This window comes from Mycoplasma sp. SG1 (assembly GCF_023612375.1).
Classification (GTDB): Bacteria; Bacillota_I; Bacilli_A; order Mycoplasmatales; family SG1; genus SG1.
The window spans coordinates 428,604-451,019 of sequence record NZ_CP076852.1; the positions used below are offsets into that span (position 1 = coordinate 428,604).

The window sequence follows — 22,416 nt, forward strand, 5'->3', positions numbered from 1 at the left end:
TAAAATTTAAGAAAATAAAATATAATTATTTTTAATCGTATTAATTTTGGATAAAAATAAATCATAAAAATTAACAGGAATTACTCTTAGATTGAAAGCATTCTGAAAAATATTAAGAATCATATTTTCTTTAGTTGTTGTCATTGCAATTATCTTGGGGATTATTTTAATCATCATTTTTGCTGTGCAAAAATAATATTTAATTGTTAAAAAATATTTACTTTAACGAGATTCATATAATTGTATTACTATAATATAGTTCTATTTACTTAGGTGAAAGGATATATTCTTTGAGATTAATAGATAAAAAAATCACTAAAAAAATCGAAGATCAAGTAAAAAACCCAATTTTAAAAATTATAAAATCGGGTTTTTTCCAAGATATTAAAAATATACTAAATTTTAAAAAATCTGTAGTATTATTTTCATATGTCGTTAGATTAAAAATATTATCTAGCTATATTCTTTTTTTTGCCAATGTTACTTATTTTTTAATTTATATTTTCTCGCTTTTTCTCTTTAATAGCGAAGAAACCAAGAACGGCAGTAATATTTCGATTGAATTGTTTTTTTGAGTTGCTGTTATTTTTAATTTATTAGTTTATTTTGTTTATATTTTTTTAAACTCATGGACTTCTAAAGTTATTAAATCAACTAAATATCAACACAATTTATTAGCAATTGTTTTTTTGGTTTTTCTTTCTTTTATTATTTTAATATTTTTAGTATCACCTGAAACGTCACAATCTTCAATGGCAACTGGCAATTTTTTTAAATCTTGGTCATTAGTCTTATCAATCATTGGATTTATTTTTATTTTGCTTTTTATGTTTTCAATTTTAGCCCTTGATCATGTTAATAATCAAACAATAAAAAAAATGAATGGAAAAATAACCAGTCTTTTAAAAGAGATTGATACCAAGTCCGATGCAAAATGATCTTAAAAATTATTGTCCTATATTTATAAGATTAAAACCATTTATAATTAAGGATAATAAAAAGGCAAAATTTATTATTTTTTAAATTGAAGTTTGATCACTTCTTAAAATAATTACATCAATTTTAATCTAATGACAGCTAAAAAACCATACATTATATTGACAGATTCATCTGCGTTATTACATGATCAAAAATCTAAACTTTTAGTAAAACAATTAAATTTAGATTTTTTTTACTTACATCTTCATTATCAAGAAAATGATGTTTGAAAATCAATTGTTTTAGATGAAAATTTTAATGAAAATAATTATTTAAAGCTTTATGAAACTAAATGTGATTTTAAAACAGCCCAACCCAGTCCATCAGATTTTATAAATAAAATTATTGATCTTTTAGAAAAATATGAAAAAATATATATTTTTGTTCTTTCTAAATTTATTTCAGGCACTCATAATACTTTAAGCAATCTAATTCAAAAAAATAATTGAAAGGATAAAGTTATTTTATTTGATTCTGTTAATATTTCTGCAGGTTTGCTTTCATATTCTAATTTGTTAAATAACCAGTTAAAAAATTATTCTTTTAATTTAAAACAATTTTCAAAATTTTTATCAGTTCATCAAAAATATCGTTTTTGGATTGTTATTCCAAATGATTTTTCATACTTAAAACGTTCTGGAAGAATGTCTGTCGCTGCATCTAGTATTGTTGCTATGTTTCGGATTAAATGTTCTTTATTATTTGAAAAAAAAGCTGAAAAATTAGTCATCGCTCATAATTTAAATAAAGTATTTGTTAAAACTTTTTCCTGAGCAGGGGAACAGTTTGAATCAAAAAAAATAAATTCAGCTAATATAAGTATCGTTGTTTTAGTTTGTTTCGTTAATGAAGTAAAAATTAAATCATGTATTCATACCCTTAAGAAATATTTTCCTAACGCAACGATTGAAGTTAAACCAATGTCAATTTTATTTGCTGTTTATAACGGAGTAGATTCAATTGTTATTTATTTTGAAGCTAACCCAGAAATATTTTTTAATAAAAAAGAATTACTCCAATTAATTTCTTAAGATACTATTATTAAGATAATTTCCATTTTTTTATATATTAGAAAATGTCCAACTACAGTCTAAATCATAAAATTAGTCTTTCGAAAGTGACTTTGCTGAAAAAATTGTATTATTATGGGTATACTTATCAGCAAAAACAATGTTTGCTAATTTCTTTACAATCGCCTTTTAGATGAATATATTTTTTTATATTTTATGGACTAGCAATAAAATATAATCATAATTTTCAATTGTTTCTTTTTATTTTTTTTGTTTGTGATGTTACGGTAATTTTTTGTTTTTGATTATTCAAGAAAATCTTTTTTAAACAAAAACCATCGAATCTAATTACTTATTTTGAAAAAATTAAATTTGATATCCCATTAAATGATTGAGAATATAATGACATTTTAAATAGTTTTAAAAAAATAAAGCAATCACAATCAGCTAAATTTTATAGCGAAATTAATTCTTTTTATAACAATATAGAAAGCAAGGGCAGTAATCTAAAACTATCTGAATATTTTTCTCATTTAGCTTTGATTAGTAAAATTAGACTTTGAATTTTTATAAAATTAGTCTTCAGGATAGTTTTTACTTGTTTTGTTCTAGCTATTCTTATTACTTTCCTTTTTTTAATTCATGAATCATTAAAAGGAGTAAAATTAATTATTTTAGTAGCTTTTTCTGTTTACTTTTGTTATTTTTTGTTAAATTATTTCATTAAAACTGCTACAAATATCCAAAAAGTAATTCACTATAAAAGAAGAATTTTTAGTTTAGAAGAAAAATTAATCAGTTTAGAAAATATAATAAGTTTAAATTATAATTTATCAATTACTACAAATAATCTTGTAACAAGCGAATTACATGCTTTAAAACAATATATCTTATCTGATATTAAACAAATTAGAGAAATAATTTTTCAAAATTTATTTATCATGATAATAGTAAAAAAAATTGTTACAAAAACACCTACGTAATTTTTTAATCTAAAATTATAAAAAAGATTTTAATGGCTAAAAAAAATATTATTAAAACAGACAAAAAGGTTAATTTTTTAGAATGATACGATGAAGTCATCAAAGTTTCTGAAATCGCTTTTCACGGAACTATTAAAGGAACTTTATTTTTATCTCCTTTGGCTACAAAATTATGAGAACAGGTTCAAATAATATTGAATGATAATTTTAAAAATTTAGAAATAGAGAATGTTCTTTTTCCTGCCATTTTTCCAAAATCTTTATTATTAAAAGAAAAAAATCATTTTAAAGGTTTTAATCCTGAAGTTTATAATGTTTTAAAATCAAATTTTAACTTTAAAAAATTAGATAATTCTGATAATTGAAGCGATGAAATAAGTATTTTAAGACCAACAAGTGAAATCTTATTTAGTATTTATTTTAAAAAAGTTTTGATTAATTATTCGCAGTTGCCTTTAAAATTAAACCAATGGGCAAATGTTTATCGTTATGAAAAAAATCCTAAGCCCTTTTTAAGAAATAATGAATTTTATTGACAAGAAGGTCACGCTTTATACCGCGATGAAGAAACTGGGAAAGACTTTTGTTTTAAAATAACGGATATCTATAAAAATTTTTTTCAAAATATACTTGCTATCTATCCATTTGCTGGATATAAAAGTAATCTTGAAAAATTTAGTGGTGCTAAAGAAACTTATGGTTTTGAAATTATTCTTGAAGACGGCCAATTTTTACAAGTTGCAACAGTTCATAATTTAGATAAAAATTTTTCAGTTGCATTTAATATAAGAGCTCAAGATAAAGATAATAAATATTTTCATCCATATAATTTTTCATGAGGACTTTCAACACGAGTAATCGGGGCAATCATTGCAGTTCATGGCGATGATAATGGACTAGTTTTACCTCCATTTATAGCACCATTCCAAATTGCTATAGTCGGATATGATGATAAAAATAAAGAAATTTTAGACTATATTACAAAGATTTTAAACATATTAAAAATTAACAATTATCGTGTTATTTACAAACCTAATTTGAACAACTCACCATCTAGAACTAAAATTAACTATATTATTAAGGGTGTACCTGTTATTCTAGAAATAGGAAAAAATGAAGTTATAAATAATAATATAACTTTATTAATAAGACATAATTTAGCAAAAATTTCAATCGATTTAGGATCATTTACAAATACTTATATTCTAAATTTATTGTTAGATATTCATCAAAAAATGTTGGCAAAAAGTAAATATTTTGCAACTATGAACGTCAAAACAATTACTAATGTCGATGAAATGCTCGCTTCTTTTAAAAATAAAAACGGATGTAAAGCATATTTTGATTTAAACGACATAAATGAAACTTTATTAAAGAATAAATATAAAATAACGGTCAGAGTACTTTTAGAAAAAGATACATTTTTGAATAAAACTTGTTTCTTAACAAACAAACCAGCTAATAGTTTTGTAATTTTAGGTAGAGCGTATTAGATTCTTTTTCTTTTTTTACCTATTATTATTTAAAGAGATTAATTAAAAAGAAAAATGAATCAAAATTATTATGAAATTATTAAATCAAGACGAAAAAAAATTTAAACAAATCTATCTTTCCATGCCTGGTATTCCGATTACTGAAATAATTAAAATCGTTCATATAGGTTTGGATCAACTTGTAAGAAGTTTTCATATAGGACCTGAGTTTGATGCTGCTAAAGCTGAATACTATTATCATAAATACGCAATGGATATAGTCAAAGAATATAATAACGCTGAATGACTAACTAATTACTTATCAAATCATCATGAATTAAAGTATTTAAATTGGTTAGAATAATTTATTATTTTAAATATTCGCTTTTTAAAGATTTTAGTATAATTAAAGGGATAAAATAAACAAAACCCAAAATTATGTATAAATCTGCAATTTTCGAAACATCTGGTAAACAATATTTTGCTAAAATAAATGACAGTATATTAATTGATAAAATTAATTCCCCTGAATCTAGCGAGATTTTTTTTGATAAAATTTTAATCGCTGATGAAAATATCGGAACACCATATCTTAATAATATTAAAATAAAAGCCATCGTTGAAAAACATGGAAAATTTAAAAAAATAATCGTTTTTAAGCACAAATCTAAAAAGAACTATAAACGTAAGTATGGTCATCGCCAGCAATATACAAGAATTAAAGTAATCGAAATTATATAATCAGTTTAATAGTGACTAAAGTATCTGTTTTAATAACTAATAACCAAATTAACCAGCTTCTAATTGTCGGACACGCTGAATCAAGACAATCAAATGAAGTAAGTTTAGTTTGCGCTGCAATTAGTGCGATAGCTTTTGGAGCAGTTAATGTTGTTGAAAGATATTTACAAAGTTCTATTGATTATGAAATAATTAATAAAAATATCGAAATTAGTTTTAAATTAAAAGAAAAATATAATTTATCTTTAATTAATGAGGTTAATTTTTTTTTCAATTGTATATTAATTCAATTAAAAACTTTGGAAAGTCGTTATCCGAAATTAATTAAAATCGTTCAATTAAAAGACAAACAATCAATAAAGAAATAATAAACATGGAAAATATTAATAAAAGCCTATATATTTTAGATCTTCAGTTTTTTTCTTCAAAAAAAGGATTAGGTTCATCAAAAAATAATCGTGATTCTCATTCAAAAAGATTAGGATTTAAAAAAAGTGATTCACAAAAAGTCGTTTGCGGTAATATTTTATATCGTCAAAGAGGGACAAAGTTTCATCCCGGAAATAACGTTGGTTTAGGAAAAGATCATACTTTATTCGCTTTAATAGATGGTAAAGTGAAATACGAACATATTTCCAAAAAAAGAAAAAAAATATCAGTTTATCCTGAATAATTTTAACAATATACTTTCAAATGGTTAATTAATTCCAAAAATAATGGAGCGCCAAGGAACATTTTTATCATTTATTGTTTTTTTAGGGGAAGAATTTTCTGATTTTAAAACATTAAAAGTTTGTTTTAAATCTTTATTATCTGCTTGTTTTTTAAAACATAAAATTAATATTGTAGTTTTTTCATTTCTTCAAGATCCTAAAAAACTACAAAATTTCTTAATTCAAGAGTTTGTTGCTAAACAACGAAAAAAAATCTGTTGTTGAGCAATTGATCAAAATACCGTTCAAAAAAATAAAATTTTAGAGTTAATTGTTAAAAAAATTTCAATTCACAACCCTGTTTATTTAAAAATAATTGATCCATTAGATTGATTGCAAATAAACGGAATAACACAATACATATCTACTTTAAGTGCTGTAGATTCAGATGTTTTTTTTCATAACTATGTTAGAGTAAATGATTTAAGTTATAAAAAAATAACATTAAATGATTGTTTTTCATCAACTGTTCAGGTTTTTGATACATTTCCTAAAGTACCAGCTAATCTCATTTGTTGAGAAACCATGATATTTAAATTTTCAATATTTAAGGATAAATGAAGAGAATTATTGTGATTAGATAATAATTTTTTGAATTATCAGCTTTCCTTATTTGTCTTTTTATTATCAAAAAAATTTTTCTTTATTGATAAGGTTTTTGTTTATCATATACCTCAAAAACGACTAATTAAGCCCAATTCAAAAATGATTAATTTTTTTTCAATTTTTATTTATTTTTTACTAAAAACTAATTTTATCTCTTTTAATATTGAACAAAAAATAGTTTTTGCTAATTATTTAAAAGAATTCTTTTTAATTTTTTTAAAAAATCTTCAAAGTTTAAAAAAATCTTTTAAATCAAAAAAAGAACTTATAAATTACAATAAATACTTAATAAAACAAATTAAATTATTGGATAAAATTGTATATAAAAAATTTTATAAATCCTTAACAATTAAAATATTTATTTTAACATCTGGAAAGGTTAATTTAAAGCGCTTTTTTTAATTCTTTATGAAGTATGTAGATTTGGTAGAAATAACCTGCATATCAGGGAAAGGCGGAAATGGAGTTATTGCTTTTAGTCATTTCCCGAATAATTACTATGGCGGTCCATGTGGTGGTAATGGCGGTAAAGGTGGTAATATTTATGTTAAAGGGAATATAAATACTAACAGTCTTTTAGATATTAATTTAAAAAAAATATATAAAGCAGAAGATGGACGCGATGGTGCGTCAAACAATCGTCAAGGTAGATTCGGGAAAGATTTAATTTTAGATTTACCAATCGGTTCTTTAATAGTTGATAAAACAACAAATGAAGTTATTTGTGATATTATTAATGATCAAGAAAAATTTTTAATTGTTTCAGGCGGTGTTGGTGGCCACGGTAACGCTTTTTTTAAAACAGAAAAACATAACGCTCCTTATTTATGCGAAAACGGAGAAAAGGGTGAAGCGAAAGAATTAAGAATTGAATTAAAATCATTAGCTGATGTTGCATTAATTGGTTTTCCTAATTCTGGTAAAAGTACCTTATTTAAGTCGATAACAAATACAAATGTTAAGATTGGAGATTATAAATTCACAACTCTTTTGCCAAATATTAGTTATAAAATTATAAATAACCGTAAAATTTTCTTTGTTGATATTCCTGGAATCATTGAAGATGCCCACCTTGGGAAAGGATTAGGTTTCACCTTTTTAAGACACGCTGAAAGGGTAAATTATTTAATTTTGTTATTAGATGGTCAGTTAGAAGTTGATGAAATTATTCATCAATACCAAACAATAGAAAGAGAATTAAATTTATTCTCAAACCGTTTAAGATCTATAAAAAAAATGATTACTATTTCAAAAATAGACATTATAAGTGATCAAAAAAAAGCTAAAATCAGAGAAACTTTTCAAAAGTTAATTAACAAAAAAGAGAATGAGTTAATCTTCATTTCAGGACTTAAAAACATTAACCTTGAAGATTTATATCAAAATATTTTTATAAATATCAAAGATTTAAAATTTTTTCACTGAGATCCAGAACAAAAACTAGTTATAGATGTTAATACCTATTTTGATAGAATTAACGTTCAAAAAATTAATCATACAACATGATCCTTATCTTCAAAAAAATTAAATTATTGAGTTGATCGAATACCATACAATTTAAGTACTGAAAATAGATTAAGGCTTGAAAAAAAAATAATCAATATTATTAATCGTGCTAATTTAGTCAAAAATTATAAATTTAAAAATAATGATTTGATCATAGTTGATAATTTTTCTTTTAATTATTATGAAGAATCTATTAAATAAATTAACAACTTTATCTACTTTAGAAATTAACAAATTGGATAAATATTCGCTATACCTAAAGGATTATTTAGCTAAAAATCTTATTCAATCGAAAATGAATGGGTTTATCGTATCAATTTCAGGAGGAGTAGATTCAGCTTTTATTGCTTTATTTTTAAACAAATATTTTAAAGACCAAACTTATTTTATTTATCAACCATCAAAAAATATAAGCAATTTAACAACTGAGTCAATTAAAGCGTTACAAGATAAAATCGACAATAAGCAAAAAATATTCACGATTGAGATTGAAAATATTTCAAAAACTATTATTAATCAATTTAAAAAGTCTGGTTTTAACTTCAAAACAAAAACTATTTTAAATATTTTTCCAAGAATCAGAATGACAAATATTTATACACTTGCTAATGAATTAAATTTATTAGTTGTTGGAACTTCAAATCGTTCTGAATGAGAATTAGGATATTTTACAAAACACGGAGATGGAGCTGCAGATTTGTTTCCAATCATTCATTTAAGTAAAGTTCAAGTATTATATCTAGCGAAAAAGTATAATGTTCCCAAAATCATCTTAGAAAGAGAACCAACAGCTGAACTTTTCAGTGGGCAAACTGATGAAAAGGATTTAGGTTTTAGTTATTTAGAATTGGAAAATTATTTTAATCAAAAAGAGATTAAAATAGAAAGCTATAACAAAATAAAAGCTTTAATCAAACTAAATAAGCACAAAAAGAATTTAAATTTTCCACAAGATTTAAATGAATTTACAAATAATTAAAATAATGTTAAATCAAAATTAAAAATATGTCTGGTCATTCAAAATTTTCAAATATAAAACATAAAAAAGCAATCCAAGATAAGAAAAAAAGTGAACTTTTTGTCAATTTTGCACAACAAATAAGAAATGCTTGTAAAAAGTATAATTCAAGTAATTTACAATTTAATCCATTACTTAAAAATCTTATTAAATCAGCTCAAAAAGCTGGAATGAAAAAAGAAAAAATTGAAAATCTTTTAAAAACTTTTGATTCTGAATCATTAACAAGTAAAACAGAAAATATTTATAACGCTTTTTATTTTAATGATTTCTTATTTTTAGTAATTTCTAATTTTAGTTCACAAAAAGCCGAAGTTTTACAATCCTTAAAAAAACTTTTAAAAAGCTTTAAAATTAGATGAGTAGGAACTGACTCTATTCATGGTTTAATAAGACCTTCGGGATATGGATTATTTGATTTAAATGAAGTTTTAAGGGATGATAGAGATAATCTTTTGTTAAAATTAATTGATTTTGGGATAACAGAATATTATTTTTATGGGATAGAGGATAATTATCTAGAAATTTTTTTTAACTTTTCTAAGCAGGATGAGTTAAATATTTTATTAAATGAATTTAAAAATATTAAAGTAATTTATCTATTAGATATTTTTATTCATAACATTTATCAACAAATTGATCAAAAAAGTTATGATGGCATAGAACAAATTTTCAAAATCTTGGCTAAAAACAAAGAAGTGAAATTAATTCACCCAAATTTTAAATATAAAAATATCAGCGATTTGCTTATTTTCGCATCAAATTAACCGATAGATTTTTTAATATATCAAAAAATTTTAATTATTATTTTATAATTTATAAATTGAATATCTTTTATATTATATTTTTTACTTTAAATGGGGACTATTAATGATTCAAAACAAACTCAATTAATTAAAAGAATTATTAAGTATCATTATTATTTTTATAAGTACTCAAATTTAGGAGTTGATTTTGATCTTTTTCAAGAATATATTTTAGGTCTTAAATTTAAACATAAAAAAATAATTTCTTTAAAAAATCTAATATTAGAATTAAAATCAATTGATAATCAAAAACTTTTTAATTATGTGCTTATTAAATCTATTGCTTGTCCAAAATTTGATTTGGAGACTTTAGCAAAAATTTTAGGTAAGTAAAAATTACATAACTTTTATTATGTTTTGAACAAAAAAATCAAAAAATAAATCTAATCTAATCAAAAAAAGTAAAAGCAGTAAAGCTATCTTTTCGTTGCGAAAAGATAAAATTGAAAAAGAAAAAAAAGAGCATCCTTTTTTAAAAGTTCTTTTTCTTTGAGTTGTAACTTTTTCAAAAGCATTCTTAAAACAGTGTAAAAAAATTCACCGCTTTTATTTAATTCATAATATTAAGTTTCGTTGATCACTTTTAGGACTTGTTGTTTCAGGATCATTGGCAGGGATTGGAGTTCTTTTTTCACCAGTTTCTAATAAATTTTTTCTTGACCCATTAAAGTCACATTTTAATGCCTATTTTAATTCTTCTGGAAAAATGTATATCAAATACATTAACAAAGATATTTCCAATCCGATTAAACAAGAAGATGTAAAAAATGCTATTTCTAAATCTATTTCAACCCTATTTTCAATTTATGCTCATACCTTTAGTAGTTATTCACAAAATGACTTAACGATTAATGTTGGGGGTTCATACAATGAATTTATGGCTGGTAAATATGTTACGCAATATTTAGTGTCAATTTCTGGCCCCCTAGATTTAATTCATCTTCTTGAAAGATATCATAATTTTCTATCAGGAACGCAAACAATTACAATAACTGATCAATGAGGAAATGGAATAGGTTACAATCCGGTTACAAAAACTATTTCTCCAACAGATCCAACTCCATTCGCTAATCTTTATATTAAAGATGATAAAGCCTTAAACCACCATTTAGGTTGACCATCTTTAGGACAGATGAGTTTTTCACGAGCAAGTGGAAGCGGGATTACAGCAACTGGTGATGAAAATTTAGGTAATCATCTACAAACTTCATTTGCAGCATCAGATAATGATATTTTTAAAACGATAATTTCAGATATTTATAAGCTATCACAAAAACCAATCAGTTCAACAAATCCTTGAGGATATTTTTATAAGGATAAAAATAATAATTGAATTACGGATTGAGGAAACCCTCCTTCACATTCTAAACCTTTTGATCCTAATATGGACGGACACCATAATTTTTTGATGTTTTGATTAGGTGATCCTTGGAACAATATGTATTGAAAATCAGATACTAGCAATCCTTATACTGGTCCTTATAAGGCATGACATAAGAGAGATCCTAAGAATAATCCTTCAGAATTTTTATCATACGATTTAGTAAGACAGTTATTTCCATCTTCTGATTCGCCATTAATAGAAACAACTGGAGATAATACAAAGAATGATTTTTTAAAAAATAATAATGACTGGAAAGAGATTAATTATTTATATTCACCATTAATTTTTGGTAATGGTCAAAGTAATTCTGCAAAATACTATTATTCATCCCCGTATTATGATAATAGTTATATGAATCCTTCTGCTAATATAAGTTTAAATGGATCTGCTGATAAAAGCATTACCCAAAGCGATTGGATCTCATCTCAAAATAATCCTTCTGGTTCTGAATTAGCTTTTTGCTTCCTGGGAGCTTATGACATTTCATCTTCTTTACCAGAAATAAAACAAGATATATCTGAGCTATATTCATCTTTAAATGATAAAGGAAAATTTAACCATTATACGAACCCTTCTTATTATGCATGACATAAATGACCTGGGAAAGATTCAAAAAGTGATACGTATTTAGATAAATTTAAAAATCCATACACAACTGATAATTTTGATATTAAAAACGTTTCTTTTACAAATGATATTGACAAGTTGACTCAGTACCCGAATAACATAAATAATTTTGCTAATTTTATTGATGATTCAACAATCAACGCAACAACTGATACATTTAAAAATATGTATAACCAATTGCTTGAAGATGCACAACAAGGATATGTTAATAATATCTATGCATTATATGACCAAGATCCAACAATAATGAATATGAATAACTTATGAATTATTGGTGTAGCGCTTCTGATCTTTTTATTAATTATCATCGCATATTTCTTTGTTCGTTTTGGTTTGATGGCGATTCCGTTAATTTTATCATTTATTTTTTATAACACTTTATTTTTAGTCTTTTTAATTCTTTTATCACCGAATTTACAACCATTTATTTTAATTATTTATTTGGTTTCATTGGTAATCTTTTTAATTTTTGGTTTAAAAAACCTTGAAAAAGTATACGGAATGATTAAAGGTATTTTACAATTACCTCACAATAAATTAGATAAAATGGCATGAAATAAATATCATAAATCATATTACATCGATTCACTTTCATTATTAATGTCATTTATTGTTGTTTATCTAGGATATAATTTCTTTTATAACTTTTTCCAAGGGGTTATTATTGTTTGATTGTTTGGATGATTTATATCTACTATTTTATTATTCTTTTTCTGTAAATTTATCTTTTCTACAATTATCTTAACTGTTCATAAAAATCCTGAAAAATTCCATCATTTAAAATTAAAACTTGATAAAAATGTAGCAAAAATTAATCTAAAACTAAAAATAGAAGATGAAGATAAAAGATTAAAACTGATTCTTTCAAAAAATAAGAAAAAAGCAAAAAGTCGTTTTTTTCAAAAAAAATCAAAAAAATCAAAAAACTTAAAATAAAATTGTACAATGACTAAACGTAGTATTCGAAAAATTTTAATCGCTTTTTGCTTGTTTATTTGAATAGGGCTCCTTTCTGTAACAATAACTTTATTTTCGCTATATTCTTCAAATCCTAAATTAATTAATTTTAGTGAAGATATTACTGGTAGAACTACGGTTTATGTTGTTGATAGGGAAGATTACACATCATTTAATGCTGGAAAAAATAATCCGTTTGCTCCATGTACTGAAGAAGATTCAAAACAAGGAGTTTGTAACACTTCTTCGTTATATAAATTTATTAGTTACATCAATGACAATATATCTTGAAAAGTTAAAAAATATCTTTCAAATTATGGTCTTGAATATTATGATAATTTAAATTTTTTAAATTCAAATCCAGCCAAAAATAACATTCAAAATACCGTTTTTTATGATGATGGAAAACTTCATTATGCTTATATGGTTGTTTTTAACAGCGGTTATAACGCAAGCTCAGATATTAAAACTTTGTTAAAAAATCCTATAGTTCAAGATATTACAAGAATGATTTCAAAAATCATTTATACAAGTGAATATAATTCTCAAATTGATTTTGATTCAAGTAAATATATATTGTATGCCCCTGCATCGTTCGGTCAATTAAAAGATATCTTTATAAAATTACTATTTGCTTTTATAGTTTTAATCGTTTTTAGTGTTATTATTATTTCTTTAATTCTTGGCTTAAAAACAATTCCTTCGATTCTTTTTATTTTTGTTGGATTTTTATCGACTTGTTTGATGATAAATATTGTTTTCCACTTTCAAATTACAATCGTTTCATTATTTTTAATTTTTGGGTGAGGAATTATCCTATTGATTAATTTAATTTATTCAAATATATCAATGCGGAGAATGTTCGATAATATTTATAAGTTTAAAAATACTTATTTATCAACTGAGATGTTGACAGACCACTGAAATAAACACAAAAAATTAACTTTAAAAAGATTATATTGATTTGAAGGTTTCTTTGTTTTGTCATTCTTAATTTTTATGATCATTGCTTTCTTTATTGCAACTAACTTTAGTTTTTCTACTTTAATTCTTTCTGTTACTTCAATATTTTCAATTAGTATTTTATTCTTTATTGTCTTGTTTATTTTTCACTACTATTTATATCAATTGATATGAATTCCATCATTTAAATACTTCCATAACAGATTTATTACTTATAAGAAAAATTCAAGAACGTTCCAAGAAGATAGCGAACAAGAATTTAAATCAATTAATGAATCTGTAGAATAAATATTTCTACTAAAAAAATATGAAAAAAAACTTAAATCAAAATATTAACGAAACTACACAATACGTTAGAAGTTGTTATCAAAATTATCCAGATTTTCCAATTAAAGGAATTCAATTTAAAGATTTTTCAAGACTTTGAAATACTCCAGAAAAATTTGGTACGATTATTAGTTATTTTTTTGATTACTTAAAAAATCTTGATTTTGATGGATTAATAGCTCCTGAAGCAAGGGGTTTTATTATTGGATCGGTTTTAGCATACAAATTAAATAAACCGCTTGTTTTAGCACGTAAAGAAAATAAATTACCCGGTGATTTATTTTCAACAGAATATGACTATGAGTACGGATCAGCAAAGTTAACAGTTAAAAAAGATACGATTAAAGCACATGCTAGATATATTTTTATAGATGATGTTTGTGCAACTGGAGCTACTTTTAAAGCGGTTAATAATCTTGTTAATATGGCTAATTCTAAAATTATTAATCAGGTTTATGTTGCTGTTTTAAAAAATATCCCTAAGAAAAAAATAATAAATAATTTTGATTGTTTTTATTTAATAGATCTATAATTTTTATTATTTTATAATTAAAATATAAATTTAAAAATTTAAGAATAATTCTTATAATATAAGATTAAATAAAATTTGTAAAAAAAACTATGAGAAAAGAATTTACATTAAAATGTACTGTTTGCGGTTTTGAAGGGTATATTTCTTCAAAAAACAAAATAACAACGCCTGATAAAATTCAGATTTTAAAATTTTGTAAAAAATGCAATAAGAGAACATTACATAAAGAAAAAAAATAGGATTAAGATAAATTTTAAAACTTTTGTCGCTAATGGAAAAACTAAACAACTTAATAAAATCTATTAAAGAAGCTAATTTAGATGCTTTATTGATATCATCAGAATATTCAAGATATTGACTAAGCGAATTAAATTCAACTGCTGGATGAATTTTATGTACCAACTGTGGTGAAAGAATTTTAATTATTGATGGTCGTTATTATTTCGGTTTAAAAGCTAATTTTCCTAAGAATATAACCAAAATCGTATTAGCAACTGACTATTACACTGAACTTAAAGATTTATTAAACAAAGAACAGATCAAAAACTTAGGTTTTGAAAGTGAATATTTAACCTATCAAAGTTATATTAATTTAAAATCTAAGATTGAAATAAAAAACCTAAATTTAGTTCCTTTTAAAACGATTCAGTTGCGAATGATAAAGTCTGAACACGAAATTGAAAAACTAAAAAAGGCTGCCAATATTATCACAAACATCCATCAAGAATTAGAGGCTTTTATTAAACCTGGATTAACAGAAACAGATGTTGCTAATCATATCGTTTTTTTAAGTCAAAAATATAATGCCGATGGATTAAGTTTTCCATCGATTGTTGCATGAACTAAAAATGCAGCTAATCCTCATTATCATCCATCATCAAATCAGAAAATTAAAGAAAACGGAATCGTTTTAGTTGATATGGGTGTTTATTACCAAGGATTTGCTTCTGATATGACAAGGGTATTTTTTGTTGGCGATAAAACAAAAATAGATCAAAAGATTTTTGAAATATATCAAATTGTTAAAGAAGCCCAACAAATCGGAGTTGATTTAGTCAAACCTGGTGTTAGAACTTCAGAAATTCATAAACAAGTTTTTAATCATATCGAAAGCAAAGGCTATGGCAAATATTTTATCCACAGAACAGGGCATGGTCTTGGGATTGAAGTTCATGAACTGCCTAACGTCGCTGATTATGATAACACAATTTTAAAACCAGGGATGGTTGTTACGATTGAACCTGGGATTTATCTTCCTGAGGTTGGCGGAATAAGAATTGAAGATGATGTTTTAGTTGGTCCAAATGGCCCAATTGTTTTAACTAAAAATGCAACAAAAGAAATTAATTTTATCAAGAATTAATGAAAAAACCAGTAAAAGAATTTAAAATTGGCGATATTATGATCGAAAAAGGTAATTTTTATCAAGTTTTATCAAGTTATTTATCAAAAACAGCAAGAGCACAGGCAATTGTTCATTTTAAAGTAAAAAATATTATCACTGAAACGGTAATAAATTTGACCTATTTTTCAACCATTAAATTGGAATATGGTGAAATAAAACATGAAAATTTTCAATATCTTTATTTAGATAATAATCAAAATTGTGTTTCTCAAAATACTAAAACTTTTGAAGAAATTGAAATCGGTCCCGATAAAAATGAAAAAATTTTAAAATATTTAAAAAACGGTGATACGTTCAAAGTTGTTTTTTGTAATGGCGTTTTTATTTCGATTCTTCTTCCGCAGCATGTTGAATTAAAAGTAATTGAAACATCAAGTGAAATTAAAAACGCATCAATAGTTAATAATTTTAAACAAGCTGTTCTTGAAACTAATTTAGCAATTACTGTCCCTAATTTTATAAAAATTGATGATATTATTTTAGTTAATACGACGACAGGAAAGTATTTTTCAAAAAAATAAACAATGAAATTTAAACAAATAACAAGATTATCAAGTCCAAATATTTTATTTTTTGTTTCAAGTCAAAAAAAATATGAATTAAAAGTTTCTGATTTAAAGACTAAAATCCAAGATTTTTTATCGGTGAACATTAACGGTATCAAATTGGTTAAAATCAAAAATAAAAAACTTTTTTTTGATGTGTTTGAAAATAAACTTTTAATTTTTTTAAATATTTGTATTTTAAAAAATGAAAATTTAACCGAAAAGAAGATTGAAATTAACAAAAAACTTGGAAATTTTTTACTTCATCAGTTTCAAATTGAAGAATATGTTTTAAATATTGTTTTTTGTGGCTTTTATTAAAGTAATTTAAAAGTAAAATAAAGACATAAGGAGTCAAAACAGAATAAATTGGTTATCTCGAGATTACAAAGAAAAAGAACAGTTTTTTTAATTTACCGTTATCTTTTAATAAATTTCAATGATGATAAACTATTTCTTGATTGGGTCTATGTAACCCTTAATAATGAAGAAATAAAATTTTACCTTCCAATTTTAAAAAGTTTATTAACTAAAAAAGACAAAATTATTGAGATGATTAATAACAATATGCAAAATTGAGTTTTTGTTCGGTTAGGAAAAGTTGAACAATCAATCCTTCTTTTTGCATGTTATGAAACAATCTATTTAAAGACCGATTTTTTAATTTCGATTAATGAAGCAGTTAAATTAGCTAAAAAATATTGTGAAAGTAAATCATACGGACTAATTAATTCGATCCTTGATAAAGTCCTAAATTCTGTTATAATAAACTAATATTTTTTTAAAGGTTATTTAATAAAAGGTACTTAATAAATTTATGAATTGATCATTTATTATCATCGTTGTTCTGGTCCTTGCTATGCTGTTTGGTATATGGGCGCAATTTGCAGTTATGAAGCGATTTACAATCGCTCTAAAAACTGTTAACAAGTCTTCGAACATAACAGCATCACAATTAGCTTTAAGAATGTTGAAAGATAATGGTATATATGATGTTGGAATAACACAAGCTAATGGTAGATTAATCGATAATTTTAATCCTATTTCAAAAACTGTTACATTATCAAAAGATGTTTATAATTCATCATCTGTTGGAGCATTAGCAATCGCTGCTCATGAAGTAGGGCATGTTATTCAATACGCTAAAAAGATGAAATTAATGAAATTTAGAACATCATTGGTTCCAATTACATCCTTCGCAAACCACTTGGTTTGACCAATTCTTATAATCGCATTTTTAAGTATTTTGTTATTTCATCAATTTACGATCGGTTATATTTTTGTTGGTTTAGGTGCTGCTGTTTTTTCAATTCTTGCCTTATTCGCTTTAGTTACATATCCAATTGAAGTTGATGCAAGCAGAAGAGGTTTAAAATATTTAGCAGAAAATAAAATTGTTCAAAATGAAGATTATCATATTGCTGAACAACTATTAAAAGCTGCTTCATATACATATCTTGCTAACTTAATTTCAACTCTTGCTGTTGCGTTAATGTGAATTTTATATTTCTTTTCACAATCACGTTAATCAACTAAATAATTTAATTATTTCCATATAAAACCACTTTCTAATTTTCTTAAAGTGGTTTTTATTTTTATTTTAAATTAATATAATCAACTTATTAATATCATTCATTCTCAAGTGTATCGGATGAAATATATAATTTTATTTTTCTAATATTCAATCAAAAACAACATGGACAAAAAAGACCTTGAAAATTCTCAAACAAAACCTTATTTATCAGCAGAGTATATCTATAACAAAGAATTTAATATAGCATTTAAAGGATACGATATTAAGGAAGTAGATAGCCTTTTAGATCAAGTTATCTCTGATTATAGTTATTACAATAATCAACTAGAAGAATTAAACGAATTAATAGAATTTTATAAAAAAGAAAATCAATTTTTAACCCTAAAGTTAAAAAAAATTGAAGATGATAATCTAGGTATGAAAATGAATATTCAGGAATCAAGCAAAAAAGTTTATAATAATCTTGATTTAATAAATCGAATCAATCGCCTAGAAGTTGAAGTAGATAAGTTATTTAAACATCTAAAAAAAACTAATTTATAATTCATTTTTTGAGTCATCAACAGGTTTAACAACTTGAGGAAAGTCCACACTTGTATATTCTGCGATGAATATAAGAATTGTGCGAAGGGAAAAAATAACCTTCGGAATGAGAAGTTAAATTCTTTTTACGGCAATACCTTAGACCTAAGTTTTAAAAAAAATATGGTTTATGGTAAATTAAAGTGCAACAGAGACGAGCCTTTAGGAAACTAAAGGGTGGAACGATGTAAACCCCGCAAACAAGCAACTTAAAATTTGGTAAAGGCACGATGTTAAAAGAAATGAATTTTAACATTGCAATTCATTTAGAATTGAGATAAATGATGACTAAACAGAATGTGGCTTATCAAAAAATGAATTATAAATTAGTTTTTTTAGATGTTTTGCAACATAATTTTCAAAATTTTTAAATATAATTTAAAATAATATATAAACCCATTAATAAATAAAAATAAAACGTATTAAATAAATTTAAAAATTTATGAAAAAATTAGCTTTTGGTCTTTTAATTTCGACAGTTTTATGATTAGTTTCGATTATTCTTTTCTTTACAGTTTCATTTTATGCATCAATAAATATTATAAATTCTATTTTTTTATTTTTATCTATCATAGCAGCCGTTTTTTGGTTATCGATTATTTGAAGGGTTTATAAACTACAGTATTATGATCAATGAGTTTTAGGTTGTTCATCTATTCTTGGAGTAGTTGAAACTGCATTTTATGGCTATTATCTATATGATTTAATTTCTACGTATCCTTTAAAAACATCAAATTCTATTATTAGTGTTATTGTAATTGGAATTGGACTTGTTGGTTCAGTTGGGCTTTTATTTTTTTCAAGTACTTTAATTATTTCGCAGTCTTCAAAATGAATTACTTTTCTTTTAAAATTGAAAAGAAAATTCCTTTTTAGAAACAAAAAGAAATTAGTTTATCCTGATCAAATAACAGAAAAAGTAATTTTTATCGATATTTCTAGCTCATTCCCTGCAAAAACAGATTCTATTTATAAAGCTGTTATTGTCGCTGCTAAAGTGTCACAATTTAAAATTGAAGTTGCTGAATATGTATTTGCTGTTAAAGATGGCATGATTGTTAAAATATTTAAATTTAAAGATAATAAATTTAAAGGGGTTGAAATCAATCACACTAATTTAGGTGCTGTTAAGTCACGTTATAATCGCCCAGACTTAGATCAATCAGATATCGGTAGTTTTGTTTTAAATCTAACATCTATTTCTGTTCCAAAAATCATAAACAAAAGCTATACAAATCATAAAGTGGTTATTCATCAAATCAAAGGTCAAATTAGTTATAACTTTTAGTTAACTTTTATCATTTTTATTGAAATGAATCTAAATAAATTAAAAAAAACTTTTAGAATTAATTTATATGCAATTTATTTTGGAATAATAATATCTTTTAGCTTTTTGGTTTTTTTAACATTTTGATTTATTTATGCATTAGTTAATTTTAATATTGATCAACAATCAATCATTACAATTAGTGTTTTTTACATTGTTGCCCTTATTTTTTTATTAATAATTTTATTTTTTAATTGAAAATTTTTAAATTTTCTATATATTAATAAAAAATATGTTACATCTTATTTAAAAATCTCAAATAAAAATGAGAAAAAAATAGATCGGAAAATTGATGAAACAAATGATTTTCAATTTCAGTATTCTAAGTTCTACCATTTCATTTTAATCATTTTTTCAATTGCATCGATTGTTATAACAATTTTTTCTTTTTTCTATAACAATTCATTAATAATAAATGATTTTCATATTAATAAATGGTTATTTGGAATATCGTTTTTAGTTTATTGTTACAATTTATTTATCGGATGCTATTTTTTTATAACAAATAAAAAGTTAAATAAGTTACTTTTGATTTCAAGATTTTACAAATTTAATAATCGTAAAAAGAATAATTAATTTCTGATTTTTTAATTTTAATTTACAATTTTTAGATATAATAAATAAAATTTGATTCAATATTTTTACAACCAAAAATATTTATTTTTATGAGAATAGAATGTAGTTATCGAAATTATCAACCAATCCCGGTATTTTCAGAATTCGTAGAAAATGAATTCTCATCTTTAAAAAAATACAGTTTAGTAACAGATGATACTTTATTAATTTTATCAATTAATTATCATGAGAAAACATCAAGATACAAAATAAAAGTTTTTGTTAAAAACTTAAAGTCTATTAATAGCATTTTTTCTGAAATTAAAGGGCATGATCTTCATAAATTAATAACGAAATTAAAATCAAAAGTGGAAAGTCAAATTCGCGTTTTAAAAGAAACAAAACACGTTCATAACAATAAAACAAGCAAAATATAAAAACCATGATTAATAATCAACCTAAAATTTTAATAATTGCAGCTGAAGGCTTTGAAGAATCTGAATTAGTCGTTCCGTTTGATTTATGAACAAGATTTGGTTATAAGTGTCAGATAGTTAGTCTATGTGGAACTGAAAGAATAAAAAGCAAAGATGGAATTTCCATTGTCCCAGATATTCTATGAAATGATTTTTTAGCTAAATATCAAGATTTAAAAAGCGTTCCAAATGATTTTGGTGCAATTTTTCTACCAGGTGGACCTGGTTATCTAGAATATCTAAAATCGAATCAATTAAAAAATTTGGTTAAGATTTTTAAAAATTCTCCAAAATTTTTAACCGCTATTTGTGCAGCTCCGATGGTATTAGATAATTGAAAAATCATTGAAAATTATAAAATAAGTGTTTTCCCTGGGTTTAAAGATCAAATTAAAAATAATGAAGTTATCGATCAAAAGAGTACAATTGATAGAAACGTCATTACTGGGCAGAATCCAGCAGCTGTTTTTGCTTTTAGTTTAAACGTTATTAAAGCTATTAGTGGTCAAGAAAAATCTGATAGTTTTAAAAAAATGATGAGATTATAAAAAAAATTACTTTATTAGATTGAAAAAAACTAATTACTATTGTGGATAAAGAATCAAACTTAAAAACGAATTCCAAGTCCGATGACTTAAAGAACATTAAAATTGAAACATTCAATTCTTTTAATGCTGTTTCTAATAAACGTAAACCATCATTCAATTTTGCTAATATAATTACCTTTTCAAGATTTGTTTTAGTCATTATTTTTTTAGTTATTTTTATCGTTTTTTATGCATTATTTTCAAACGAAACAACCCAAATTAAATTAGGAAATAAAAATATCGATTCATTATCATCACCTCATATTTATATCTTTAATATTATTTTTTTAGTTATTTTTTTATTAGCAATTTTAACTGATATTTTAGATGGATACGTAGCTAGAAAATTAGGTATAAGCTCAAATTTTGGAAAATTAACAGATCCATTAATTGACAAATTATTAATTAATTTTTATACTCTTGCTATTATTTTAGCTTATCCTTCTTTATACCAAGTTTGATGAGTCTTAATTATATTTTTATTCCGCGATTTTTTAGTTGATTGAGGCAGAATGTTGTTAGCTAAAAAAAATGTTGTTGTAAATGCTAATTTTTGAGGCAAAGCAAAAACATTTTTTCAAAGTTTATTTATAATTTTTGCTTTAGTTAATTTATTTTTTAGAGATACGGATTTACAAACAGCTACTATTTCAATCGGAGCAATCGCTGCTTTTGTTTCTTTGTTTTCTGGATTAATATATTTGTATCCAGTGTTCAAACAAATGAAACATTTTTTTCTAGTCGAAAAAGAAAAATAAAAATTTCTTAAATTTATTATTTTT

The 22,416-nt window shown here is 23.9% G+C and carries 29 protein-coding genes and 1 other RNA gene; 29 read left to right on the top strand and 1 reads right to left on the bottom strand.

The window, feature by feature from the left end:
* Positions 1-6: 6 nt before the first annotated feature.
* The gene (locus tag JRW51_RS01985) at positions 7-174 is read right to left on the bottom strand and encodes a hypothetical protein (RefSeq protein ID WP_250328507.1); all 168 of its coding nucleotides are present in this window, start codon (positions 172-174) and stop codon (positions 7-9) included.
* A 116-nt stretch (positions 175-290) separates the two neighbouring features.
* Between JRW51_RS01985 and JRW51_RS01990 the strand changes: the two genes are divergently transcribed.
* The 29 genes from JRW51_RS01990 (at position 291) to pgsA (ending at position 22,392) form a co-directional block, all read left to right on the top strand.
* Complete coding sequence (locus tag JRW51_RS01990; protein ID WP_250328508.1) at positions 291-944, top strand: hypothetical protein; 654 nt, start codon at positions 291-293, stop codon at positions 942-944.
* 126 nt (positions 945-1,070) lie between these two features.
* Positions 1,071-2,009, top strand: a complete 939-nt coding sequence (locus tag JRW51_RS01995; protein WP_250328509.1) for a DegV family protein — start codon at positions 1,071-1,073, stop codon at positions 2,007-2,009.
* Positions 2,010-2,152: 143 nt separating this feature from the next.
* Entirely contained in the window at positions 2,153-2,971 is an 819-nt protein-coding gene (locus JRW51_RS02000) for a hypothetical protein (RefSeq protein ID WP_250328510.1), read from the top strand.
* Positions 2,972-3,003: 32 nt separating this feature from the next.
* On the top strand, positions 3,004-4,464 hold the full coding sequence (locus JRW51_RS02005) for an aminoacyl--tRNA ligase-related protein (protein ID WP_250328511.1): 1,461 nt from the start codon (positions 3,004-3,006) through the stop codon (positions 4,462-4,464).
* Between the two features lie 121 nt (positions 4,465-4,585).
* On the top strand, positions 4,586-4,807 hold the full coding sequence (locus JRW51_RS02010; RefSeq protein WP_250328512.1) for a hypothetical protein: 222 nt from the start codon (positions 4,586-4,588) through the stop codon (positions 4,805-4,807).
* A gap of 74 nt (positions 4,808-4,881) precedes the next feature.
* The gene (gene rplU / locus JRW51_RS02015; RefSeq protein ID WP_250328513.1) at positions 4,882-5,184 is read left to right on the top strand and encodes a 50S ribosomal protein L21; all 303 of its coding nucleotides are present in this window, start codon (positions 4,882-4,884) and stop codon (positions 5,182-5,184) included.
* Between the two features lie 11 nt (positions 5,185-5,195).
* Positions 5,196-5,552 (top strand): ribosomal-processing cysteine protease Prp, encoded by a 357-nt coding sequence (locus tag JRW51_RS02020; protein ID WP_250328514.1) that lies wholly within the window; start codon positions 5,196-5,198, stop codon positions 5,550-5,552.
* 5 nt (positions 5,553-5,557) lie between these two features.
* Entirely contained in the window at positions 5,558-5,857 is a 300-nt protein-coding gene (rpmA, locus tag JRW51_RS02025) for a 50S ribosomal protein L27 (RefSeq protein WP_250328515.1), read from the top strand.
* A 43-nt stretch (positions 5,858-5,900) separates the two neighbouring features.
* Complete coding sequence (locus JRW51_RS02030; RefSeq protein WP_250328516.1) at positions 5,901-6,905, top strand: hypothetical protein; 1,005 nt, start codon at positions 5,901-5,903, stop codon at positions 6,903-6,905.
* A gap of 6 nt (positions 6,906-6,911) precedes the next feature.
* Positions 6,912-8,210 (top strand): Obg family GTPase CgtA, encoded by a 1,299-nt coding sequence (cgtA, locus tag JRW51_RS02035; protein ID WP_250328517.1) that lies wholly within the window; start codon positions 6,912-6,914, stop codon positions 8,208-8,210.
* Positions 8,191-8,988 (top strand): NAD(+) synthase, encoded by a 798-nt coding sequence (gene nadE / locus JRW51_RS02040; RefSeq protein ID WP_250328518.1) that lies wholly within the window; start codon positions 8,191-8,193, stop codon positions 8,986-8,988. The genes cgtA and nadE overlap by 20 nt, the downstream gene beginning before the upstream one ends.
* A 26-nt stretch (positions 8,989-9,014) precedes the next feature.
* The gene (locus tag JRW51_RS02045; protein WP_250328519.1) at positions 9,015-9,794 is read left to right on the top strand and encodes a YebC/PmpR family DNA-binding transcriptional regulator; all 780 of its coding nucleotides are present in this window, start codon (positions 9,015-9,017) and stop codon (positions 9,792-9,794) included.
* Between the two features lie 90 nt (positions 9,795-9,884).
* Positions 9,885-10,166: a hypothetical protein gene (locus tag JRW51_RS02050; RefSeq protein ID WP_250328520.1), complete on the top strand. Its 282-nt coding sequence runs from the start codon at positions 9,885-9,887 to the stop codon at positions 10,164-10,166.
* Positions 10,167-10,185: 19 nt separating this feature from the next.
* Entirely contained in the window at positions 10,186-12,780 is a 2,595-nt protein-coding gene (locus JRW51_RS02055; protein WP_250328521.1) for a hypothetical protein, read from the top strand.
* Between the two features lie 9 nt (positions 12,781-12,789).
* The gene (locus JRW51_RS02060; protein ID WP_250328522.1) at positions 12,790-14,052 is read left to right on the top strand and encodes a hypothetical protein; all 1,263 of its coding nucleotides are present in this window, start codon (positions 12,790-12,792) and stop codon (positions 14,050-14,052) included.
* Between the two features lie 19 nt (positions 14,053-14,071).
* The gene (locus JRW51_RS02065; protein WP_250328523.1) at positions 14,072-14,623 is read left to right on the top strand and encodes an adenine phosphoribosyltransferase; all 552 of its coding nucleotides are present in this window, start codon (positions 14,072-14,074) and stop codon (positions 14,621-14,623) included.
* An 89-nt stretch (positions 14,624-14,712) separates the two neighbouring features.
* Positions 14,713-14,862 carry a 50S ribosomal protein L33 gene (gene rpmG / locus JRW51_RS02070; RefSeq protein WP_250328524.1) on the top strand — a complete coding sequence of 50 codons (150 nt, stop codon included), beginning with the start codon at positions 14,713-14,715 and terminating at the stop codon, positions 14,860-14,862.
* A 32-nt stretch (positions 14,863-14,894) separates the two neighbouring features.
* Positions 14,895-15,986: a M24 family metallopeptidase gene (locus tag JRW51_RS02075; protein ID WP_250328525.1), complete on the top strand. Its 1,092-nt coding sequence runs from the start codon at positions 14,895-14,897 to the stop codon at positions 15,984-15,986.
* The gene (locus tag JRW51_RS02080) at positions 15,986-16,549 is read left to right on the top strand and encodes a hypothetical protein (RefSeq protein WP_250328526.1); all 564 of its coding nucleotides are present in this window, start codon (positions 15,986-15,988) and stop codon (positions 16,547-16,549) included. The genes JRW51_RS02075 and JRW51_RS02080 overlap by 1 nt, the downstream gene beginning before the upstream one ends.
* Positions 16,550-16,552: 3 nt before the next feature.
* A complete protein-coding gene (locus JRW51_RS02085; protein ID WP_250328527.1) occupies positions 16,553-16,894 on the top strand; it encodes a hypothetical protein in 342 nt (113 codons plus the stop codon).
* A gap of 48 nt (positions 16,895-16,942) precedes the next feature.
* Entirely contained in the window at positions 16,943-17,347 is a 405-nt protein-coding gene (locus JRW51_RS02090; protein WP_250328528.1) for a transcription antitermination protein NusB, read from the top strand.
* Between the two features lie 43 nt (positions 17,348-17,390).
* On the top strand, positions 17,391-18,101 hold the full coding sequence (locus tag JRW51_RS02095; protein WP_250328529.1) for a zinc metallopeptidase: 711 nt from the start codon (positions 17,391-17,393) through the stop codon (positions 18,099-18,101).
* A gap of 168 nt (positions 18,102-18,269) precedes the next feature.
* The gene (locus JRW51_RS02100; RefSeq protein WP_250328530.1) at positions 18,270-18,650 is read left to right on the top strand and encodes a DivIVA domain-containing protein; all 381 of its coding nucleotides are present in this window, start codon (positions 18,270-18,272) and stop codon (positions 18,648-18,650) included.
* A 4-nt stretch (positions 18,651-18,654) separates the two neighbouring features.
* Positions 18,655-19,001, top strand: an RNA gene (gene rnpB / locus JRW51_RS02105) — RNase P RNA component class B.
* A 130-nt stretch (positions 19,002-19,131) separates the two neighbouring features.
* Entirely contained in the window at positions 19,132-19,977 is an 846-nt protein-coding gene (locus JRW51_RS02110; RefSeq protein WP_250328531.1) for an otopetrin domain-containing protein, read from the top strand.
* A 24-nt stretch (positions 19,978-20,001) separates the two neighbouring features.
* Positions 20,002-20,592, top strand: coding sequence for a hypothetical protein (locus JRW51_RS02115; protein ID WP_250328532.1), 591 nt, complete (start codon positions 20,002-20,004; stop codon positions 20,590-20,592).
* An 89-nt stretch (positions 20,593-20,681) separates the two neighbouring features.
* Positions 20,682-21,008, top strand: a complete 327-nt coding sequence (locus tag JRW51_RS02120) for an HPF/RaiA family ribosome-associated protein (RefSeq protein WP_250328533.1) — start codon at positions 20,682-20,684, stop codon at positions 21,006-21,008.
* Between the two features lie 5 nt (positions 21,009-21,013).
* On the top strand, positions 21,014-21,595 hold the full coding sequence (locus tag JRW51_RS02125; protein WP_250328534.1) for a DJ-1/PfpI family protein: 582 nt from the start codon (positions 21,014-21,016) through the stop codon (positions 21,593-21,595).
* A gap of 41 nt (positions 21,596-21,636) precedes the next feature.
* Complete coding sequence (gene pgsA / locus JRW51_RS02130) at positions 21,637-22,392, top strand: CDP-diacylglycerol--glycerol-3-phosphate 3-phosphatidyltransferase (RefSeq protein ID WP_250328535.1); 756 nt, start codon at positions 21,637-21,639, stop codon at positions 22,390-22,392.
* Positions 22,393-22,416: the final 24 nt, after the last annotated feature.